At 60.4% G+C, this 18,381-nt stretch carries 19 protein-coding genes; 11 read left to right on the top strand and 8 right to left on the bottom strand.

The window, feature by feature from the left end:
• Positions 1-73: 73 nt before the first annotated feature.
• The gene (locus tag NBG89_RS00415; RefSeq protein WP_431321251.1) at positions 74-2,074 is read right to left on the bottom strand and encodes a methyl-accepting chemotaxis protein; all 2,001 of its coding nucleotides are present in this window, start codon (positions 2,072-2,074) and stop codon (positions 74-76) included.
• Positions 2,075-2,519: 445 nt separating this feature from the next.
• Here NBG89_RS00415 and rpmH point away from each other — a divergent pair, with 445 nt between their 5' ends.
• The 4 genes from rpmH (at position 2,520) to yihA (ending at position 5,670) form a co-directional block, all read left to right on the top strand.
• Complete coding sequence (rpmH, locus tag NBG89_RS00410) at positions 2,520-2,654, top strand: 50S ribosomal protein L34 (RefSeq protein WP_016552555.1); 135 nt, start codon at positions 2,520-2,522, stop codon at positions 2,652-2,654.
• 22 nt (positions 2,655-2,676) lie between these two features.
• Positions 2,677-3,078, top strand: a complete 402-nt coding sequence (rnpA, locus tag NBG89_RS00405; RefSeq protein ID WP_088691206.1) for a ribonuclease P protein component — start codon at positions 2,677-2,679, stop codon at positions 3,076-3,078.
• Positions 3,078-4,874: a membrane protein insertase YidC gene (gene yidC / locus NBG89_RS00400; protein WP_431322741.1), complete on the top strand. Its 1,797-nt coding sequence runs from the start codon at positions 3,078-3,080 to the stop codon at positions 4,872-4,874. Before rnpA ends, yidC begins: the two co-directional genes overlap by 1 nt.
• Positions 4,875-5,010: 136 nt before the next feature.
• A complete protein-coding gene (gene yihA / locus NBG89_RS00395; RefSeq protein ID WP_431321250.1) occupies positions 5,011-5,670 on the top strand; it encodes a ribosome biogenesis GTP-binding protein YihA/YsxC in 660 nt (219 codons plus the stop codon).
• Positions 5,671-5,717: 47 nt separating this feature from the next.
• On the opposite strand, the gene NBG89_RS00390 is transcribed toward yihA, so the two are convergent.
• The 3 genes from NBG89_RS00390 to NBG89_RS00380 form a co-directional block, all read right to left on the bottom strand.
• On the bottom strand, positions 5,718-6,275 hold the full coding sequence (locus tag NBG89_RS00390) for a fasciclin domain-containing protein (protein WP_431321249.1): 558 nt from the start codon (positions 6,273-6,275) through the stop codon (positions 5,718-5,720).
• A gap of 125 nt (positions 6,276-6,400) precedes the next feature.
• Positions 6,401-7,120 carry an anti-sigma factor gene (locus NBG89_RS00385; RefSeq protein ID WP_431321248.1) on the bottom strand — a complete coding sequence of 240 codons (720 nt, stop codon included), beginning with the start codon at positions 7,118-7,120 and terminating at the stop codon, positions 6,401-6,403.
• The gene (locus NBG89_RS00380) at positions 7,117-7,656 is read right to left on the bottom strand and encodes a sigma-70 family RNA polymerase sigma factor (protein WP_431321247.1); all 540 of its coding nucleotides are present in this window, start codon (positions 7,654-7,656) and stop codon (positions 7,117-7,119) included. The genes NBG89_RS00385 and NBG89_RS00380 overlap by 4 nt, the downstream gene beginning before the upstream one ends.
• Before the next feature lie 134 nt (positions 7,657-7,790).
• On the opposite strand from NBG89_RS00380, the gene argB reads away from it, so the two are divergent.
• The gene (gene argB, locus NBG89_RS00375; RefSeq protein ID WP_007529633.1) at positions 7,791-8,678 is read left to right on the top strand and encodes an acetylglutamate kinase; all 888 of its coding nucleotides are present in this window, start codon (positions 7,791-7,793) and stop codon (positions 8,676-8,678) included.
• A gap of 45 nt (positions 8,679-8,723) precedes the next feature.
• On the opposite strand, the gene NBG89_RS00370 is transcribed toward argB, so the two are convergent.
• Both NBG89_RS00370 and NBG89_RS00365 read right to left on the bottom strand, forming a co-directional pair.
• Positions 8,724-9,497: an isocitrate lyase/PEP mutase family protein gene (locus NBG89_RS00370; RefSeq protein ID WP_431321246.1), complete on the bottom strand. Its 774-nt coding sequence runs from the start codon at positions 9,495-9,497 to the stop codon at positions 8,724-8,726.
• Positions 9,494-10,573, bottom strand: coding sequence for a bifunctional transcriptional activator/DNA repair enzyme AdaA (locus tag NBG89_RS00365; RefSeq protein WP_431321245.1), 1,080 nt, complete (start codon positions 10,571-10,573; stop codon positions 9,494-9,496). The genes NBG89_RS00370 and NBG89_RS00365 overlap by 4 nt, the downstream gene beginning before the upstream one ends.
• Positions 10,574-10,674: 101 nt before the next feature.
• On the opposite strand from NBG89_RS00365, the gene NBG89_RS00360 reads away from it, so the two are divergent.
• On the top strand, positions 10,675-11,382 hold the full coding sequence (locus NBG89_RS00360; RefSeq protein ID WP_431321244.1) for a pyrimidine 5'-nucleotidase: 708 nt from the start codon (positions 10,675-10,677) through the stop codon (positions 11,380-11,382).
• Positions 11,383-11,491: 109 nt separating this feature from the next.
• A complete protein-coding gene (locus tag NBG89_RS00355) occupies positions 11,492-12,130 on the top strand; it encodes a calcium-binding protein (RefSeq protein WP_431321243.1) in 639 nt (212 codons plus the stop codon).
• Positions 12,131-12,175: 45 nt separating this feature from the next.
• On the opposite strand, the gene NBG89_RS00350 is transcribed toward NBG89_RS00355, so the two are convergent.
• Complete coding sequence (locus NBG89_RS00350) at positions 12,176-13,042, bottom strand: LOG family protein (RefSeq protein ID WP_431321242.1); 867 nt, start codon at positions 13,040-13,042, stop codon at positions 12,176-12,178.
• Positions 13,043-13,222: 180 nt separating this feature from the next.
• Between NBG89_RS00350 and dapD the strand changes: the two genes are divergently transcribed.
• From dapD to NBG89_RS00335, 3 genes are all read left to right on the top strand, one after another.
• On the top strand, positions 13,223-14,083 hold the full coding sequence (gene dapD, locus NBG89_RS00345; protein WP_431321241.1) for a 2,3,4,5-tetrahydropyridine-2,6-dicarboxylate N-succinyltransferase: 861 nt from the start codon (positions 13,223-13,225) through the stop codon (positions 14,081-14,083).
• Between the two features lie 158 nt (positions 14,084-14,241).
• The gene (dapE, locus tag NBG89_RS00340; RefSeq protein WP_431321240.1) at positions 14,242-15,435 is read left to right on the top strand and encodes a succinyl-diaminopimelate desuccinylase; all 1,194 of its coding nucleotides are present in this window, start codon (positions 14,242-14,244) and stop codon (positions 15,433-15,435) included.
• Entirely contained in the window at positions 15,422-16,018 is a 597-nt protein-coding gene (locus tag NBG89_RS00335; RefSeq protein WP_088691196.1) for a hypothetical protein, read from the top strand. Before dapE ends, NBG89_RS00335 begins: the two co-directional genes overlap by 14 nt.
• A gap of 16 nt (positions 16,019-16,034) precedes the next feature.
• Here the strand turns inward: NBG89_RS00335 and NBG89_RS00330 are convergent, their stop codons facing one another.
• Entirely contained in the window at positions 16,035-16,934 is a 900-nt protein-coding gene (locus NBG89_RS00330; RefSeq protein ID WP_431321239.1) for a LysR family transcriptional regulator, read from the bottom strand.
• Positions 16,935-17,131: 197 nt separating this feature from the next.
• Between NBG89_RS00330 and NBG89_RS00325 the strand changes: the two genes are divergently transcribed.
• Positions 17,132-18,295 (top strand): serine hydrolase domain-containing protein, encoded by a 1,164-nt coding sequence (locus NBG89_RS00325; protein WP_431321238.1) that lies wholly within the window; start codon positions 17,132-17,134, stop codon positions 18,293-18,295.
• Positions 18,296-18,381 lie beyond the last annotated feature (86 nt).

Below are 18,381 nucleotides of genomic sequence, written 5' to 3'. Positions count from 1 at the left end.
GCAGTCCCGTTTGCTGCAAAAGGAAACGCCGCCCGGAGGCGGCGTTTTCAATCGATCGAGAAGGACGAGGTGATCAGAACTCTTCCCAATTCTGTTCGGCCACGGCGGTATTGCCGCTGAACGCCCGCGCGACGGTGCCCATGGCGCGACGAGCTGGCGAGGCCACCGGACGATGCTCCTGATGGCGGGTAACCGCGACCGGGGCCGCAGCCGGCGCATTCGAGACCTTGAAGCGCGAGATGAGACGGACGAGACCGTCGGCTTCGCCGGAGAGCTTGTGCGTCGCAGCCGAGGTTTCCTCGACCATAGCGGCGTTCTGCTGCGTTACCTGGTCCATCTGGTTGACGGCCGTATTGACTTCCTTGAGGCCCGTCGACTGTTCCTTCGCGGCGGTCGCGATCGAGTGGATGTGGTCGTTGATCGCGTTGACGCGGCGTTCGATCTGGGCCAGCGCCTCACCGGTCGCCTGCACCAGCTTCACACCGACCTGCACTTCATCGCCCGACTTGGTGATCAGGCCCTTGATATCCTTCGCGGCCGTTGCCGAGCGCTGCGCCAGTTCACGGACTTCCTGGGCGACGACGGCGAAGCCCTTGCCTGCCTCCCCGGCACGCGCAGCCTCGACGCCGGCGTTGAGGGCAAGCAGGTTCGTCTGGAAGGCGATCTCGTCGATGACGTTGATGATCTGGCTTATTTCGCGCGAAGCCTGCTCGATGCGACCCATGGCGTCGACGGCGTTACGGACAACCACACCCGACTTACCGGCATCGTCCTTGGCCTCGGAGACCATGACACTGGCTTCCTGGGCACGCTCGGTCGAGTTGTTGACCACCGCGGTGATCTCGTCGAGCGCCGCTGAAGTCTGTTCGAGGGCTGCGGCCTGCTGCTCGGTACGCTTGGAGAGGTCGTCGCTGGCGGCGCGCAATTCGTTTGTGTTGCCGTGGAAGCCTTCGGCGGTTTCACGGACCTCGCGCATCGTCGTCTGCAGCGTCGCGAAGGTGCTGTTGACGTTCTGCTGCAGCTCGGCGAAGGCGCCCTGGAAGGTACCCCGCATCGTTTGCGTCAGGTCGCCTTCCGCCAGGCTTGCAATCACGCGGCGCGTTTCGCCGACGCCGGTATCGATGCTTGACAGCAGATGGTTGATGTTGCTGGCAAACTGATTGAGGCTTTCGTCGCCGTAGTCTTTTTCGATGCGGCGGCTGAAATCGCCCGCAGCTGCAGACGCAACGACGACGGACATGCTTGACTGCAGATCGTCGCTCTTCGCACGCATGGCAGCTTCCTGCGCATTCATGCGGCGAACGGCGAGACCATTTTCCTTGAAGACGGCAACAGCGGCCGCCATCTCGCCGATTTCATCCTGACGGCCAGCGAACGGCACATCAGCATCAAAGTTGCCATCGGCGACCGCCTTGATCGCGTCCGTCACTTTCTTGATCGGGCGGCTGAGCTGAATGGTGCCGATGTAGACGCCCATACCGACACCAGCAACGATGCCGATGCCGGTGATCGCGACCACCAGCCACAGAACAAAGGTGCGCGAGCTTTCGACCTGCGCATTGACGGCGTCCAGCGTCGCCTTGTCGGTGGCGACGATCGCATCGATCTCCGCCTGGAAAGCCTTCCGGTTGGCGCGGTTAGCGTCGTTGTTGCCCTGCTCGTTCGCAGCCTGTGGGTTCACTTCAGTGCCGAGGCGCGCTGTTTCGGCACGGAACGTCCGAAACTCCTTGGCGCGCTGAACCAACTTGGCAAACGCGTCCTTCTGGCTTTCGGGCACGAGCGGGGTCCAGGACGCAATGACCTTGTCGATCTGGTCGAGGTCGGCCAGCAGCCCCTTTGCGAAGGTGGCAGCTTCCTTCGTCGACGGCGCACCGTAGATTCCGCGTGCCTCCATTACCGTCGCCGTCACAAAACGGTTAAGGCGTTCGCCGGCATAGGCGCGATCGGACGCATCTGCGTACGCCGACAGGTTCTCATCATATTGACGCACGGCCCAAATTGCCGTTGCCCCGATCAGCAGTGCAACGCCGCACATGGCGGAGACAAGCAGATTGATCTTACCTCGAATTTTCAAAGAAAGCCTCCCAAGACTAATCACAAGCCGGGAAAGCATTCCGGCCGATAGCTAAATTTGGCCGAAATAAATTAACGTTCGCTTTCGGATGCTCGCCCGCGTCACTACAAAAAATTACCTGTACTTAGTCGCCACCGTTTCTTTTTTTGCGCCGAAAGCGTTAGATTATTGCAATAATGCGCGCGACAGTTGCGATTAAAGAAAAATATTACGCAGACGCAGCGGTTAACACATCGTCACAAACCTTAATGCGCTTCGCTAAATCCTGTACCGCAGCCTGAGACGCGGAAATTCCGGGCGATAATTGACTTTGGCAGCCTTCATCCGTATAAGCCGCCGCACGTCCGGTCATATAAGGCTCTCGTTAGCCTCGCCCGTTCGACAAAACAACGCTCCTTGCAATATGCAAATTCAAGAAGGGCCGCACTCCGCGGTGTTTAAATAAATGAAGCGTACGTACCAACCATCCAAGCTTGTTCGCAAGCGCCGCCACGGTTTCCGTGCACGTATGGCCACCAAGGGCGGCCGTAAGGTTATCGTTGCTCGCCGCGCACGCGGTCGCAAGCGTCTTTCGGCCTAAGGCCGGAATTGCCCGATAAGAGATGGCGGGCGAATTGACGACCAATAAAAAGAAAATGACTGCCGGGCGGCTGAAAAGCCGCCCGCAGTTTCTTGCTGTCCGCCAAGGCGAAAAACGCAAGGGCGGTTTCTTCCTGCTCGAAGTGCTCGACCGGAAGGAACCCGAAACCGAAGCCCGCGTCGGCTTCACCGTCACCAAAAAGCACGGCAACGCAGTCGAACGAAACCGTATGCGGCGGCGCCTGAAAGAGGCGGTGCGACTTCATGCAGGGTTTGCAATGCAGCCCGGACACGACTATGTGGTTGTCGCGCGAAGGGACGTGCTGAAAGCATCCTTCAAAGAATTAGCCGCAGAGCTCAAAACTCGCGTCGAAACCAAGCCGAAACACAAGCGGTCCGGAGACGGCCGCCCCAGGAACGTATGATGCAAAACAACCGCAATTACTTCATTGCGATCGCTCTCTCGGTGCTGATCGTTCTCGGCTGGCAATTTCTCTATATGAACCCGCGCATCGAAGCGCAGCGGAAGGCCGAACTGGCTCAGAAGGCCCAGCAAAAGACCGAACAGGTGCAGACGCCGGCGGCCGGCGGCGCGGGTACGGCGCAGCCGAACGGTGCCGCTCCCACCGGCCAGGTTCCGGCGGTGGCATCGATTGCAGATGCTCTTGCGAAGAACCCGCGCGTCACGATCGATACGCAGGCACTTTCCGGTTCGATCAACCTTGTCGGTGCCCGTCTGGACGACCTCCGTCTCAAGCGCTACCGCGAAACAGTCGACCAAAACAGCCCAATCATCACCCTGCTCAGCCCCTCCGAAACGAAGGACGGGTATTTTGCCGAACTCGGCTATATCGGCGGCGACGCGACCGGCAGCGTGCCGGGCCCCTCGACACTGTGGACGGCGCCCGCTGATGCGAAGCTGACCGAAAAGACCCCGGTCACGCTGACCTATACCAATGACAAGGGCGTCACTTTCGCGCGCACCATTTCCGTTGACGAAAACTACATGTTCACCGTCACGGACAAGATCACCAATGCCGGTCAGGCTCCAGTCGCGCTTTCGGGCTACGGCCGCATCACGCGCTACAACAAGCCGGCTGTCGCCTCGACCTATGTGCTGCATGAAGGCTTCATTGGCGTTGTTGGCGACAATGGGCTTGTCGAAAGCAAGTACACGGCCGTGGAGAAGGAAGCCGTCAATCTGGCGAACGCAACTGGCGGCTGGCTCGGTATCACCGATAAGTATTGGGCAGCGACGCTCATCCCCCCGCAGCAAACTGCCTTCGACGCCCGCTTCAGCCACTTCACGGACGGACAGCCGCGCTTCCAGGCAGACTACAAGCAGAACGCCGTCACTGTCGCGCCCGGCCAATCGACTGAGCTCAAGAACCTGATCTTTGCCGGCGCCAAGGTCGTTCCTGTCATCGACAACTACAAGGATACGTATCAGATCCCTCGCTTCGATCGCCTGATCGACTGGGGCTGGTTCTACTTCCTGACGAAGCCGATGTTCAGGCTGATGGACTTCTTCTTCCACTACTTCGGCAACTTCGGCGTGGCGATCCTGCTGACCACCATCATCGTCAAGGCGCTGTTCTTCCCGCTCGCCAGCAAGCAGTACGCTTCAATGGCGAACATGAAGCGCGTGCAGCCGAAGATGGAAGAGTTGAAGGCGAAGTTCGGCGACGACCGAATGGGCCTGCAGCAGGCGACCATGCAGCTCTATAAGGAAGAGAAGATCAATCCGATCGCCGGTTGCTGGCCGATCGCGCTGCAGATCCCGATCTTCTTCTCGCTCTACAAGGTGATCTACATCACCATCGAGATGCGTCACGCGCCGTTCTTCGGCTGGATCCAGGACCTTTCGGCGCCTGATCCAACGTCGTTCATCAACCTCTTCGGTCTCCTGCCGTTTGCGGCTCCGACCTTCCTGCATCTCGGCGTCTGGCCGCTGATCATGGGTGTGACGATGTTCCTGCAGATGCGCATGAACCCGACGCCGCCGGATCCGACGCAGGCAATGATCTTCAACTGGATGCCGCTAGTCTTCACCTTCATGCTGGCGAGCTTCCCGGCCGGTCTGGTCATCTACTGGGCCTGGAACAACACGCTCTCGGTCATCCAACAGTCGGTGATCATGAAGCGCCACGGCGTGAAGATCGAGCTCTTCGACAATCTGAAGGGGCTCTTCAAACGAAGGCCGGCTCCAACAGAAAAATGATGATAGCCCCGCTTCGGCGGGGCTTTTCATTTGTGCCAGCATCGCCCTATCTCGGCGACGGCCGGCCTGGCGGTTGACAAAATCGCCCGAAACCTGAATGCCATAGGCACACTGGACTTGGACTGGAAAAGGCCGAATGACCGACAACAAGAACGACAAGCCGCTCTTCGGGCGCCCCTGGACTTTTATCCGCGGCGTTCCATCCCTGAAATTCCTGCCGCCGGAAGGACCGCTGGAAGTGGCCTTTGCCGGTCGCTCGAATGTCGGCAAGTCTTCGCTGATCAACGCGCTCGTCAGTCACAAGGGGCTGGCTCGCACCTCCAATACGCCGGGACGCACCCAGGAGCTCAATTACTTCGTGCCGGAGGGCTATTCAGGTGAAGCCGGCGACCTGCCACCAATGGCGCTGGTCGATATGCCAGGCTACGGTTATGCACAAGCGCCGAAGGATCAGGTCGATGCCTGGACGAAACTCGTCTTCGATTACCTGCGTGGGCGCGCAACACTGAAGCGCGTCTACGTGCTGATCGACAGCCGTCACGGCGTGAAGAAGAACGATGACGAGGTCCTGGATCTGCTCGACAAGGCGGCCGTCTCCTACCAGATCGTTCTGACCAAGACGGACAAAATCAAGCCACCGGCCGTGACCAAGCTGCTCGCGGAGACGACGGAAAAGATCAAGAAGCGACCGGCCGCTTACCCCGGGATCATTGCCACATCGTCGGAAAAAGGCGAAGGCCTCGATGACTTGCGCGAGGCCATTGCGCAGACGGTCGGCGTCGCCAACTGGAAATAAATGAGGCGCCCCGGGAATAGGGCGCCCACGGACTGCCTGAACTTCTTTTACATCTTCGGCAGCAGAACCCTGTCAACGACGTGGATGACGCCGTTGGACTGTTTCACGTCAGCGATGGTCACATGGGCAACGTCGCCGTTTTCATCGGTGAGGGTGATCTCGCCCATGCTTTCCTTGGCCTTCAGCACGCAGCCGCCAACCGTCTTGATGTCGTGTTCGCCGCCATCGGCCTTGATCATCTTGGCGACGGTCTTGGCCATCGCGTCAGCGGCAACGACGTGGCAGGTCAGGACCTTTGTCAGCTGGGCCTTGTTCTCTGGCTTCAGCAGCGTATCGACTGTGCCGGCGGGCAATTCCGCGAAGGCCTCATTGGTCGGGGCAAAGACCGTGAAGGGCCCCTTGCCTTCCAGCGTCGATACCAGGCCAGCAGCCTTGACGGCAGCAACCAGTGTCGTGTGATCCTTGGAGTTCATCGCATTCTGCACGATATCCTTGGTCGGATACATGGCAGCTCCGCCAACCATCGGGTTCTTGGCCTGCGCGGCAAACGCAAATGCGGAAACGGCAGCGGCAAGCGCGGTCAGGCGCAGTGCAGACTTCATCATGGTGGTTCTCCTCTAGCGTCCGCACAAAAGACCGGCTGAATGCCAACATTCCCTTGCGGACATGAGGATCTACGGGAGGCTTGTGGGGAGAGTTTCAGCGAGAGCGCAAGCTTGCTGAAAAAAGGTCAGCGGCGGTGCACCGTACCGCTTGCCACGATCGGCCCGGTGACCTGCCCGGTCGGCGAACCGCCGAAGGGTTCGAGGCTGACGGCAAGGGCCGCGCCCTCGTCTATATTGCCGCGCATATCGACAGGTATGACCAATTCGCCCGCCTGCCCCGGAGGGAACACGCCAAGCGATCTTGGCGCACCGCTTGCCGGAACAAGCCAGAGTTCCAGTGACTTTTCTTCAGGTTTGCCGGTGGCGATGGGCACGATCCTCAGTTTTCCGCTCTGCCGCTCATAGGAGGTCAGCAGGTTGACCTGGCTGTTGGAAGCGGTCAGCTCGGCCACGAGCGGCGCGGAGGTCTGAGGCGGAGTGACAGCAACGGTAGCAATCGTCAGTGCGCCCGCTGTAATCAGCAATGAGACGAGCGCAAGACAACGCCAGAAGACGATGGAAGCCCACAGACCACGTGCCGGCGTTGGGGCAGCTTCCGGCGTACCGAACAGCCGCGCTTCGATCTGCTTGAACGTTTCCTGACCGGGGCTTACGACATCGTAGTCGTCGTTGAAAGCGGAGAGATTAGTCTCCCAACGGCTGACAATAGCTGCGAACTGCCTGTCGCGGCGCATACGCTCTTCCACCACCCGCCGATCCTTGAAGGAAAGAACACCAAGAACATACTCACCGGCGAGTACCTCGTCGCGGGAGCGGCCTCCCTTGCTCTGATCCGGCGATGTCATCGTTCCATGCACTCTCTCAGTTTCAAGAGGCTGCGACGCAGCCATGTGCGCATCGTGTTCAAAGGGACGCCAAACTGATCGGCCAGTTCCTGATAGCTCTGCCCTTCGACGTAAGCTCTCTTCACCGCCACTGCCCGATCAGCTTCCAACTCTTCCATGCAGGTGTCAATGCGCCTTCCTTCATCCTTGATCACAGTCTGTATCTCCGGGGAAGGACCGTCATCCGCGAGGTCGTATGCGCTATCCAGTTCGTCGGCGATCGGCTTGCGCGCGCGCATGATGTCGATCGCCTGATTGCGCGCAATTGCGGCGAGCCAGGACGAAGGGGCACCTGCCCCGGCGGCAAAGACGCCGGCGCGCTGCCAGATCTTGACATAGACCTCCTGAAGCGCTTCCTCGGCGTCCGTTCTGTCCTTCAAGATACGCAAGCAGATGGAAAAGAGTTTCGGGCCGGTCTCGCGATAGAGCATCGCAAAGGCTTTGCGATCGCCGATCGCAACCTGGCTGATCAGATGCGCGATTTCGTCGCCTGTCATGTCATGCCTCTCGGCGACAGCTGTGTCGTCCTGCGCTCACTTGCCAGCAGATACGCTAAACTAATGGTCTCTGGATTATTCCATCTGTCAAAAACTTGCGATAAAAGGCCGCGATCAATTCCGCGGGGTATCCCATGAACCAGTCTGAAAGCGAAACCCAGGCACGCCTGCTTGCGCAGGCCCTGCCCTTCATGCAGCGTTACGAAAACAAGACGATCGTCGTGAAGTACGGCGGCCATGCCATGGGCAATCCCGAGCTCGGCAAGGCGTTCGCCAGCGACATCGCACTCTTGAAACAGTCGGGCGTCAACCCGATCGTCGTCCACGGCGGCGGCCCGCAGATCGGCGCAATGCTGACCAAGATGGGCATCGAATCGAAGTTCGAGGGCGGCCTGCGCGTCACCGACGCCAAGACGGTCGAGATCGTCGAAATGGTTCTGGCCGGCTCGATCAACAAGGAGATCGTCGCGCTCATCAATCAAACGGGCGAATGGGCAATCGGCCTTTGCGGTAAGGACGGCAACATGGTCTTCGCCGAAAAGGCGCAGAAGAAGGTCAAGGATCCGGATTCGAACATCGAACGCGTGCTCGACCTCGGCTTCGTCGGCGAGGTGGTCGAAGTCGACCGGACGCTGCTCGACCTGCTTGCCCGCTCCGAAATGATCCCTGTCATCGCTCCGGTTGCTCCCGGCCGCGACGGCGCAACCTACAACATCAACGCCGACACCTTTGCCGGCGCGATCGCCGGTGCGCTGAACGCCACCCGCCTGCTCTTCCTGACCGATGTCCCCGGAGTCCTCGACAAGCAGGGCAACCTCATCAAGGAACTTTCCGTCGCGCAGGCGCACGCGCTGATCGCCGACGGCACGATCTCCGGCGGCATGATCCCGAAGGTCGAGACCTGCATCGACGCGATCAAGGCGGGCGTCCAGGGCGTCGTCATCTTGAACGGCAAGACCGCCCATTCCGTGCTGCTCGAGATCTTCACCGAGCACGGCGCGGGAACGCTGATCGTTCCCTGAGCCTTTACTTTACGCAGTTCCGGACAAAAAAACCGTGGAATTGCTTTAGCCCGCGGCGGCATAGACCGCCGCGGCTGCCTCTTTCAGCTTCTCCAACATCATCCGATAGGGTCCTGGCCCGTAGCTGATGCGGCTGACGCCAAGTTTCGCCAACGTCTTCACATCCGGCGCACCCGGCCGCATCATGATGTTCACCGGCAGTGGCGACGCGTCGCAGATTTTCTGGATCAGCGCCGGCTCAATCAGCCAGGGCACGAAGAAGCCGTTGGCGCCAGCGGCAGCGTAAGCCTTGCCACGCTCGATTGCCGCATCGACCAGGCTCGCATGTTTCGAGAGGTCGCCTTCGCGCAGGAACAGATCGGTGCGCGCATTGATGAAGAAGGCAATGCCGCGGCGGTCCGCTAACTCGCGAATGGCGCGGATGCGGGCTACCTGTTTTTCTACCGCGTGCAACCCATCGCCGCCGACTACCTGATCTTCGAAATTGATACCGATAGCACCGGCGTCGATCAGCTTCTCGACGTTGGCGGCAGCGCCGGCAGGCTCGGTTGAGTATGCCCCTTCGAAATCGACGGAGAGCGGCAGGTCATTGACCGCCGTGATCTGGCGGGTCGTGGCGACCAACGCGTCCATCGGAATCTTCTCGCCATCGCCATAACCCTGTGCTGCGGCAACCGACCAACTTCCCGTTGCCAGAGCCTTGGCGCCCGCCTCAGTCACCGCCTTCGCCGTTCCCGCGTCCCATATGTTGTAAAGAACGACGGGATTACCCTTCTGATGCAGCGCGCCGAATGCCTTTGCCTTCTCAGCCTGATTCATTGGATCTCCTCCACAAACAATCCCTTGGTTTTCATCTCATCTTCGTGTCGCAAAAGCCATTGCTTGCGCCAGAGCCCGCCGCCATAGCCCGTCAGTGACCCGTCGGCACCGATCAGCCGGTGGCATGGGATGACGATCGCCATCTGGTTCGCCCCATTGGCGCGGCCGACGGCGCGCACCATCTTCGGGTTTTCCATATCACGCGCAATGTTGCCGTAGGCGCGTGTCTCGCCAACGGGTATCTCCATCAGCTTCGACCAGATTCGGCGCTCGAACGCCGTGCCGAAACCCAGCGCGAGCGGCGTGCGGAAGGCGGCCGACTTGCCATCGAAATAGACTTTCAGCTCGGCTTCGATCTGATCGATCGCCGGCGTGCGGCCGGTTGCGACCGTAGAGCGCGTCTTGCGCTGCAGCTTTTCCAGCTCCGCAGGCAGCGCCTTGCGATCGTGGAACTCGAGGAGATGCAGATGTGTCTGGTCGGCCACAGCGACCATCGGGCCGAGCGGCGTTTCGAAGCAATCGGCGAACAGGAGATCGCGATTCTGCGACATTGCAGGCGCTTTGCCGATCAGCCGCTGAAACGCGGCGCGGAAACCGCTGCCCGATTCGTACCCTGCCTCGATCTGCGCATCGATGACGCGCGCGCCATTCGCCAGTTGCTTTGCCGCCTCGCCAAGACGGCGATAGCGGGCAATATCGAGAAACGTCATGCCGAGGGATCGCTTGAAAGCCCGCCGCACGGTCGAGGGATCGTAGCCGCGCGCGATCAGATCGTCCTCCGTCCATCGCGCCGCTGGACTATGGTCGAGCGCGGCGAGGAGCTGGTCGACGATCGGCTCCCGGCCTGCTTCTTGCAGTGGCCGGCACCGTTGGCAGGGCCGGAAACCGGATTGCATGCAGGTGGCGATGGATTCGTAGAAGAGCGTATTTTCCCGCTTCGGCTTGCGAGCCGGGCAGGTCAACCGGCAAAAAACGCCGGTTGTCTTGACGCAGACATAGGCGAGGCCTTCGTAGGCCGGGCTGCGGGCAATCAGCGCATCATAGAGCGCGTCGTCACTGGGGAGGTCGAAGAGCATGAGGCGTTTTACCATCCCTTGCGGGCCGCGTCCGCCGCAAATCGGGCGTCTATTTTTTCTTGCCGATTTCCTTGCTCGGCCGGCCGTGCCATAACGCCCCCATGACCAAGATAGATCGCACGCCGACCAAGGCGGACTTCTCGCATGTGACCGAGTGGGTTTTCGACCTCGACAACACCCTCTACCCGCATCATGTCAACCTGTTCGCGCAGATCGACAAGAACATGACGGCCTACGTCTCAACGTTGCTGCAGATGGAGCGGGAGGAGGCGCGCAGGCTGCAGAAGCAATATTATCTTGATCACGGCACGACGCTGCAGGGGTTGATGATCCACCACGGCGTCGATCCGAACGACTTCCTCGAGAAGGCGCATGCGATCGACTATTCAAGCCTGACGGCGCAACCCGAACTGGGTGCAGCCATCAAAGCACTACCGGGTCGCAAGTTCATCTTCACCAATGGCAGCGTCAAGCATGCCGAGATGGCGGCCGGCGCGCTCGGCATCCTCGAGCATTTCGACGATATCTTCGACATCGTGGCTGCGGACTTCGTGCCGAAGCCAGCGCAGGTAACCTACGACAAGTTCACCGCACTGAAGCGGATCGAGACGGGCAAGGCGGCGATGTTCGAGGACCTTCCCCGCAATCTCAGGGTTCCAAAGACGCTTGGTATGCAGACTGTCCTGCTGGTGCCGAACAACCTTGAGGAGACGGTTGTCGAATGGTGGGAAAAGACCAGCGGCGAGGATGATCACATCGACTTCGTGACCGACGATCTCACTGATTTTCTTGCGAAGATTGCCGGCTAGATTACTAAAGTTTCATCCAGCTTACCGATCTTTAATTGGGCGATTTGCTACATCGGCCCTACCCTTTTGTCTGTAATCCCATTGCGATTGCACTTTGAAAGGAGCTGAAATGTCTCGGAACAAGCTGATACTGGCCGCACTCTCCTCCGTCATGATCGTCGGTGCCGCAGCCGGCACCAGTTTTGCTGCGTCTCACGACAAGAAGCATCATCCGCCACGTCCGCAACACGGCATGGGCATGATGATGGGACCGCGCATGGGCGCGATCCGCGAAATCATCTTCGTTCGCATGCTCAAGCAATTCGACACGAACAAGGATGGACAGATTTCCAAGCAGGAAGCCAAGGACGGGATGGAGGCGATCTTCGTCGCGATCGATACCGACAAGGACGGCTCGCTGACGCCGGGCGAAATCCGCAAATACCGCGAAGCCCAGATGGCCAAGGTAAAGGCGTCCGCCGATGATACCACAGATGACGACACTATGCCGATGGCACCGCCTCCGGATGCCGACAGCGCCCAGCCGGCACCACCGCAGCCTGGGCCCGACGCCCGACCGGATCGCCGCGGCATGCATGGCGGTATGATGCGAGGCATGATGATGATGCAGCGCTTCGATACCGACGAGAATGGTCAGATTTCCAAGCAGGAAGCCGAAGCCGCATTCGACAAGTTCTTCACCTGGATGGATCGCAACAAGGACGGCGTTATCTCGCTCGACGACATGCCTGATCGCCCGTTCCCGTAAGCGGTAGCTTACCGAACTCGAAGCCCGCCACCTCGGCGGGCTTTTCTATTCGTGGTGCTCGTAGAAATCCTGGATGATTTTCCAGGCAGCATCGGCGGTATCGACAAAGCTGATCAGATCGACATCGTCAGGCGCAATGGTGCCAAACTCCGCAAGCGCCTCGAAATTGACGATGCTCCTCCAGAACTTCTCGCCAAACAGGATGAGCGGCATTTTCTCCATGCGACCGGTCTGGATCAGCGTCAGGCACTCGAAAAATTCATCGAGGGTGCCGAAGCCACCCGGGAAGACAGCAATGGCCTTGGCGCGCACCATGAAGTGCATCTTGCGGATCGCGAAATAATGGAAATTGAAGCTCAGTTCCGGCGTCACGTAAACGTTTGGTGCCTGCTCATGCGGAAGTACGATGTTGAGGCCGATCGAAGGGGCGCCTTCGTCGGCTGCGCCACGATTGCCGGCCTCCATCACGCCCGGGCCGCCGCCGGTCACGATGACGTATTCACGGAAATCGAAGCCGGCCGAATATTTCGAGCATAATCGCGCGAACTGGCGCGCCTCGTCGTAGTAGACCGATGCCGCTTCGAGGTTGGCACGCTGCGTTTCGTTTCTCGCGGCCCATGCGCTTTGGCCCGGCGCGGGAATGCGGGCGCCGCCGAACATCACGACCGTCGACCGGATGCCGCGTTCCGCCAGCATCATCTCGACCTTCAGCAGTTCGAGTTGCAGTCGGATCGGCCGCAGTTCCTCGCGGCACAGAAACTCTTCGTCAACATAGGCAAGGCGATAGGACGGCGACAGCGTCTGCGGCGTCTTCGGCACGGCCTCGGCACGGTGCTTGTCTATCGCGCTCGTCTTCAGCGGATCCCAAACGCCATCCTTGCGCCGCAGCCTGCCGTTCCGTGCCTTTGCCATGTCAAAATGCCTTTCAATACCGCCGGCTTTCACAGCCGGTATGTCGTCTCGAAGCGTTGAATCGCCGCGGAAAAATCATTCCATTTTAGCCGTTCATGCGATAGAGCAGATCGCACCCCGCCAATCACAATTCCGGAGGCTTCGGTCTCCACGATAGAGATCGAAGTTTAAGGAATTCCCATGAGCGCCAGTGACCTTTCATCCCTTGCAAAGACAATCGAAGCCGCCTTCGATAACCGTGACAACGTCAATACGTCTACGAAGGGCGAAGTTCGCGATGCCGTCGAGGCAGCGCTCGAACTTCTCGACGGCGGCAAAGCACGCGTTGCCGAACGCGGCAGCGACGGCGCCTGGAAGGTCAATCAGTGGCTCAAGAAGGCCGTGCTCCTCTCGTTCCGCCTGAACGACATGGAAGTCGTCAAGGGCGGTTCGGGCAATTCGACCTGGTGGGACAAGGTGCCGTCCAAATTCGAAGGCTGGGGGGAAAACCAATATCGCGCCGCCGGCTTCCGCGCCGTGCCGAACTGCGTCGTCCGTCGCTCCGCCTATATCGCCAAGAACGTCGTGCTGATGCCATCCTTCGTCAACCTCGGTGCCTTCGTCGACGAAGGCACGATGGTCGATACCTGGGCGACGGTCGGCTCCTGCGCGCAGATCGGCAAGCACGTGCATCTCTCGGGCGGCGTCGGCATCGGTGGCGTGCTTGAGCCAATGCAGGCCGGCCCGACGATCATCGAGGACAACTGCTTCATCGGCGCGCGTTCGGAAGTCGTCGAAGGCTGCATCATCCGCGAGGGCTCGGTCCTCGGCATGGGCGTCTATATCGGCAAGTCGACCAAGATCGTCGATCGCGCCACCGGCGAAGTGATGTACGGTGAAGTGCCGCCCTACTCGGTGGTTGTCGCGGGCTCGATGCCGTCGGGCAATGCCACGATGGCCAACGGCCAGCCGGCACCGCACCTTTACTGCGCCGTTATTGTCAAGCGCGTCGATGAAAAGACCCGCTCGAAGACTGGCATCAACGAACTGCTTCGCGACTGATAAGTCCTGAGGTTCCGGCGGTCAGCGCGCCTGAAACGACGCGCGCCGCCCGAACGCTGATAGTCGGACTTGATCCGGCAAAATGAACGGCACATTTCAACAAGGCGGCATCGTCGCCTTGCCATTTCTTTGCCACTACCGCTGGATAGTTCCCTCCCATGACCGCTACTGATCCCATCGCCAATCTTCAGACCCTGATTCGCTGCCCGTCCGTCACGCCCGCCGAGGGCGGTGCGCTTTCGGCGCTAGAGGCGATGCTGTTGCCGCTCGGCTTCAAGGTGGACAAGGTGAAGGCGACGGCGACGGGAACGCCCGATATCGAGAACCTCTACGCACGGCTCGGCACCGAGGGTCCGCACCTGATGTTTGCCGGGCATACGGACGTGGTGCCTGTCGGCGACGAAGCCGCCTGGACGCATCCGCCCTTTGCCGCCGAAATCGCGAACGGCGAACTCTTCGGACGCGGCGCCGTCGACATGAAGGGCGGCGTCGCCTGCTTTGTTGCGGCCATTGCCCGCCATATCGAAAAGCATGGCGCGCCGAAGGGCTCGGTTTCCTTCCTGATCACCGGCGATGAGGAAGGCCCGGCGATCAACGGCACGATCAAGCTGCTGCAATGGGCCGCCGAGCGCGGCGAACGCTGGGATGCCTGCCTCGTCGGCGAGCCGACCAATCCGGACAAGCTCGGCGACATGATCAAGATCGGCCGTCGCGGCTCGCTCTCCGGCAAGATCACCGTGCACGGTGTCCAGGGTCATGCCGCCTATCCGCATCTTGCAGACAATGCCGTGCGCGGCATCCTGCAGCTGACGCACGCGCTGATGCACCCGCCATTCGATGGCGGCACCGACAACTTTCAGCCATCCAACCTCGAAGTGACGACCGTCGACGTCGGCAATCCGGCGACGAACGTCGTGCCGGCCAAGGCGACGGCGAGCTTCAACATCCGGTTCAACGACACGTGGACGGCGGAGAGCCTGCAGCAGGAGATCCTGCGCCGCCTTGATGCCGCCGCGGCTGAGGGTGTCCTCCGTCCCGGTCGCGAGGCACTCAAGTATGATATCGTCTGGGCGGAGCGACCGAGCCACGTCTTTCTGACGCGTAACAATGCACTGATCGCCTCGCTCTCGTCCGCCGTCGAGAGCGAGACCGGCCAGTCCCCGAAGCTCTCCACCACGGGCGGCACGTCGGACGCCCGTTTCATCAAGGATTATTGCCCCGTCGTGGAATTCGGTCTCGTCGGCCAGACCATGCACATGGTCGATGAGCGCGTTGCTGTTTCCGACCTCGAGCGACTCACGGTAATCTATGAAACTTTCATCGAGCGCTGGTTCGCGAATGCCGGGCTTTAGAGAAGTTCAGTATTATCTCGCGGGGATCTGGCTGCTGATCCGCATGGACCCACGCGGTTTCCGCTTCCTCGATATGTCGGAGCGCGGCGTCAACCGCTCGTTCTGGGCGATCTTCTGGTGCCTGCCGCCGATGGGGATCTCGTGGCTCTGGTGGCGCCAGGCCTTCCTGCAAACGATGCCGCCGCATACCAATGTCGGGGCGCTCTTCTATTTCCGGCTCGGGCTTGTCGAAGCCGCAAATTGGTTCGTGCCATTGGTCTTTGCGGGCTTGCTGCTCCTCGCCTTCAAGAAGGGCGAGCGCTTTGCGCCCGTCATCGTTAGCGTCAATTGGCTCGGCGTTCCGCTTTCCTATATCAACGGCTTGCTGCTCGCGCTGGTTTTCTTCCTTCCACAGCTGGTCGGGCTGGTCTCGCTGCTGCTCTTGGCCTTCATGCTTGCGCAGGTCTTTGCGATCGCCCGCATCCTAAGGATGATCTTCTACGGCCAAGGCCTGATGGTCGGCGCACTCACACTGGTGCTGCTCGTGCCGTCGCTCATGCTGTCGGAATATCTGCAACGCTTTCTCGGCATCTATCCGATATAGATCCGTCGGAATCGACCTATTCCGATAGGGCGGCCATCCGCGCCTTCAGAAGATCGATCATCCCTTTCACCTTCGCCGTCAGCGCGCCCGGCGGCCGGAGCGCGTGGATGCCGCTGCCATCCGGTCTAGGTGGCAGCGTTGGGAAGAGCCGCACCAGCCTGCCGTCTCTGAGCGGTTCTGCTACCAGCCATGTTTGCAGATGGATGATCCCCAGGCCGGCGATGGCGCTTGCAAGAAGCCCATCCATGTCGGCGCAGACAAAACGGCCGGAAACCTCGAGCCGGTCTTCGGATCCGGCGTCGCCGAACTGCCACATCCCGGCCTTCATCGGCTTCGGCGTGGTCAGGCAGGCGTGATGCACGAGGTCTGCCGGGACGGTCGGAACACCGTGCCGCTGAAGATAGGACGGCGCGGCGCAGACAACGCTCGCCGTTGTCGCAAGCTTCGTCGCGAGAAGCGCGGAATCGTGTAGCTTGCCGATGCGGACAGCGAGATCGATGTTCTCCCCGATCGGATTCACGGCCCGATCCTCCAAAGACAGTTCGAGATGCACCTTCGGGAATCGTTCCAGATAGATTGGCACGAGTGGTACGACATGACGTTGCCCGAAGCAGACCGGCGCCGAAATCGCCAGCCATCCCTGCGGTTCGCTAGCCATTGCCGCGACGACGCTCCTAGTCTCCTCGAGCTGACCAAGTGCCTGCCGGGCGCGGTGGCGAAGTGTCTCCCCTGCTGACGTCAATGCGAGCCGGCGCGTCGACCGATAGAACAGCTCCACTCCGAGCTCGCTTTCCAGCAGGTCGATCTGCCGCGATATCGATGACGCCTGCATGCCAAGATCCCGACCGGCAGCGGAAAAGCTTCCCGTGGCAACGACCTTGAGGAAGATGTCCAGTCGATCCGCGAAACCCGTCATCTTTGCGCTCCATGCCAAGCTCTTGCAGATATAGAGCCGATTATCGCAATCGTGCGCAAGTATTAAGGTCCTCTCGTCGCCAATGACGCTAGGAAGTCCCCTCCTCGGCGAAAACCCACATCTTCCGAATTTACACACTGCTGGCCCCCCCGACCGGCAGACCGATACTGCACACCATTTTCTTTGAGAGGAAAAACATGTCTTCCGACGCAATCGCCATCAGACCGAACCCGCAAATGGCTCGGCTGCTCGACAGCGCAATTGACTCCGCTTTGGAGGAGAAGCGGCTCGTCGGAACTGTTGTCCTGGTCGCCCGGGAGGGCAGCATTGTCTATGGTCGCGCCGCCGGCATGGCGGACCGCGAGAACGGCCTGCCGATGCGCACGGATACCATCTTCCGGCTTTCCTCGGTGACCAAGCCAATCGTCGCCATCGCCGCCATGCGGCTCGTCGGAGCAGGACGGATCTGTCTGGCTGATCCTGTTACCCGCTGGCTTCCCTATTTTCGTCCCCGGCTTCCGGACGGGTCCACGCCTGCCATCACGATCCATCATCTGCTGACGCACACAGCTGGCCTCGACGGCAGTTTGCCAGGAGATGCCGGCGAAGGGAGGCTGGGCGGTACCAATCTCGCGGGTGAACACCCTGCCTGCATCGCGCTCGAAGAAAAGCTTCGCCGGCTTGCAAACGCACCGTTGCTTTACGCACCCGGCACGGGCTGGCGCTATTCGATCTCGATGGATGTGCTCGGCGGCGTCATCGAGAAGGAGACCGGCGGCCCGCTGGGCGAAGCGGTCGCCGCGCTCGTCACTCGACCGCTCGGACTTTCCGATACTGCGTTTCATGTAACGGATCGCGCCCGTCTTGCCGTCCCTTACAAGAATGCGACGCCAGAACCCCAGCCGATGGAATGCGAGGATTCGGTTGTCACCTCTTCCGGCGTGATCCGCTATTCGACGGAGCGCATCCTTGATCCTCATACCTATCATTCCGCCAGCGGTGGCATGGCAGGCACAGCCGAAGACATCCTCGCCATACTCGAAATCGTTCGGCGCGGCGGAGCGCCGCTGCTCGACACAAGCACAGTCTCAGCAATGGTCCGCGACCAGACGAACGGCCTCGCCGGACTCGAGCGACCCGGGCTCGGCTTCGGCTACGGTTGGGCTGTGGTCACTGATCCGGATCGTGCCGATCTGCCGCTGGCACGGGGAGCACTCCAGTGGGGCGGCGTCTACGGCCACTCTTGGTTCGTCGATCAGGAGAGGAAACTGACAGTGGTAGCCCTCACGAACACCGCGCTCGAAGGATTGTTCGGCACATTCCCTTTGGATATCGGCAAGGCCGTCTATCGGGCCTTATAGCCCTGCCGAACCGGAGGCGGCTTCAAATATTCGATGATCTTGAAAGGCTCCTCGCCGGACTGGCGGATCATGGCGAGTTTTGCGGG

The sequence above is a fragment of the Rhizobium sp. YTU87027 genome (assembly GCF_050644135.1).
In the GTDB taxonomy this organism is placed as follows: domain Bacteria; phylum Pseudomonadota; class Alphaproteobacteria; order Rhizobiales; family Rhizobiaceae; genus Rhizobium.
The sequence above is the reverse complement of the archived record's forward strand: the minus strand, read 5'-3'. Positions and strand labels throughout refer to the sequence as shown.

Coding starts and splice junctions, on each gene's coding strand:
- rpmH (WP_016552555.1), top strand. CDS start 2,520: ATGAAGCGTACGTACCAACCATCCAAGCTTGTTCGCAAGCGCCGCCAC.
- rnpA (WP_088691206.1), top strand. CDS start 2,677: ATGGCGGGCGAATTGACGACCAATAAAAAGAAAATGACTGCCGGGCGG.
- yidC (WP_431322741.1), top strand. CDS start 3,078: ATGCAAAACAACCGCAATTACTTCATTGCGATCGCTCTCTCGGTGCTG.
- yihA (WP_431321250.1), top strand. CDS start 5,011: ATGACCGACAACAAGAACGACAAGCCGCTCTTCGGGCGCCCCTGGACT.
- NBG89_RS00390 (WP_431321249.1), bottom strand. CDS start 6,275: ATGATGAAGTCTGCACTGCGCCTGACCGCGCTTGCCGCTGCCGTTTCC.
- NBG89_RS00385 (WP_431321248.1), bottom strand. CDS start 7,120: ATGACATCGCCGGATCAGAGCAAGGGAGGCCGCTCCCGCGACGAGGTA.
- NBG89_RS00380 (WP_431321247.1), bottom strand. CDS start 7,656: ATGACAGGCGACGAAATCGCGCATCTGATCAGCCAGGTTGCGATCGGC.
- argB (WP_007529633.1), top strand. CDS start 7,791: ATGAACCAGTCTGAAAGCGAAACCCAGGCACGCCTGCTTGCGCAGGCC.
- NBG89_RS00370 (WP_431321246.1), bottom strand. CDS start 9,497: ATGAATCAGGCTGAGAAGGCAAAGGCATTCGGCGCGCTGCATCAGAAG.
- NBG89_RS00365 (WP_431321245.1), bottom strand. CDS start 10,573: ATGCTCTTCGACCTCCCCAGTGACGACGCGCTCTATGATGCGCTGATT.
- NBG89_RS00360 (WP_431321244.1), top strand. CDS start 10,675: ATGACCAAGATAGATCGCACGCCGACCAAGGCGGACTTCTCGCATGTG.
- NBG89_RS00355 (WP_431321243.1), top strand. CDS start 11,492: ATGTCTCGGAACAAGCTGATACTGGCCGCACTCTCCTCCGTCATGATC.
- NBG89_RS00350 (WP_431321242.1), bottom strand. CDS start 13,042: ATGGCAAAGGCACGGAACGGCAGGCTGCGGCGCAAGGATGGCGTTTGG.
- dapD (WP_431321241.1), top strand. CDS start 13,223: ATGAGCGCCAGTGACCTTTCATCCCTTGCAAAGACAATCGAAGCCGCC.
- dapE (WP_431321240.1), top strand. CDS start 14,242: ATGACCGCTACTGATCCCATCGCCAATCTTCAGACCCTGATTCGCTGC.
- NBG89_RS00335 (WP_088691196.1), top strand. CDS start 15,422: ATGCCGGGCTTTAGAGAAGTTCAGTATTATCTCGCGGGGATCTGGCTG.
- NBG89_RS00330 (WP_431321239.1), bottom strand. CDS start 16,934: ATGACGGGTTTCGCGGATCGACTGGACATCTTCCTCAAGGTCGTTGCC.
- NBG89_RS00325 (WP_431321238.1), top strand. CDS start 17,132: ATGTCTTCCGACGCAATCGCCATCAGACCGAACCCGCAAATGGCTCGG.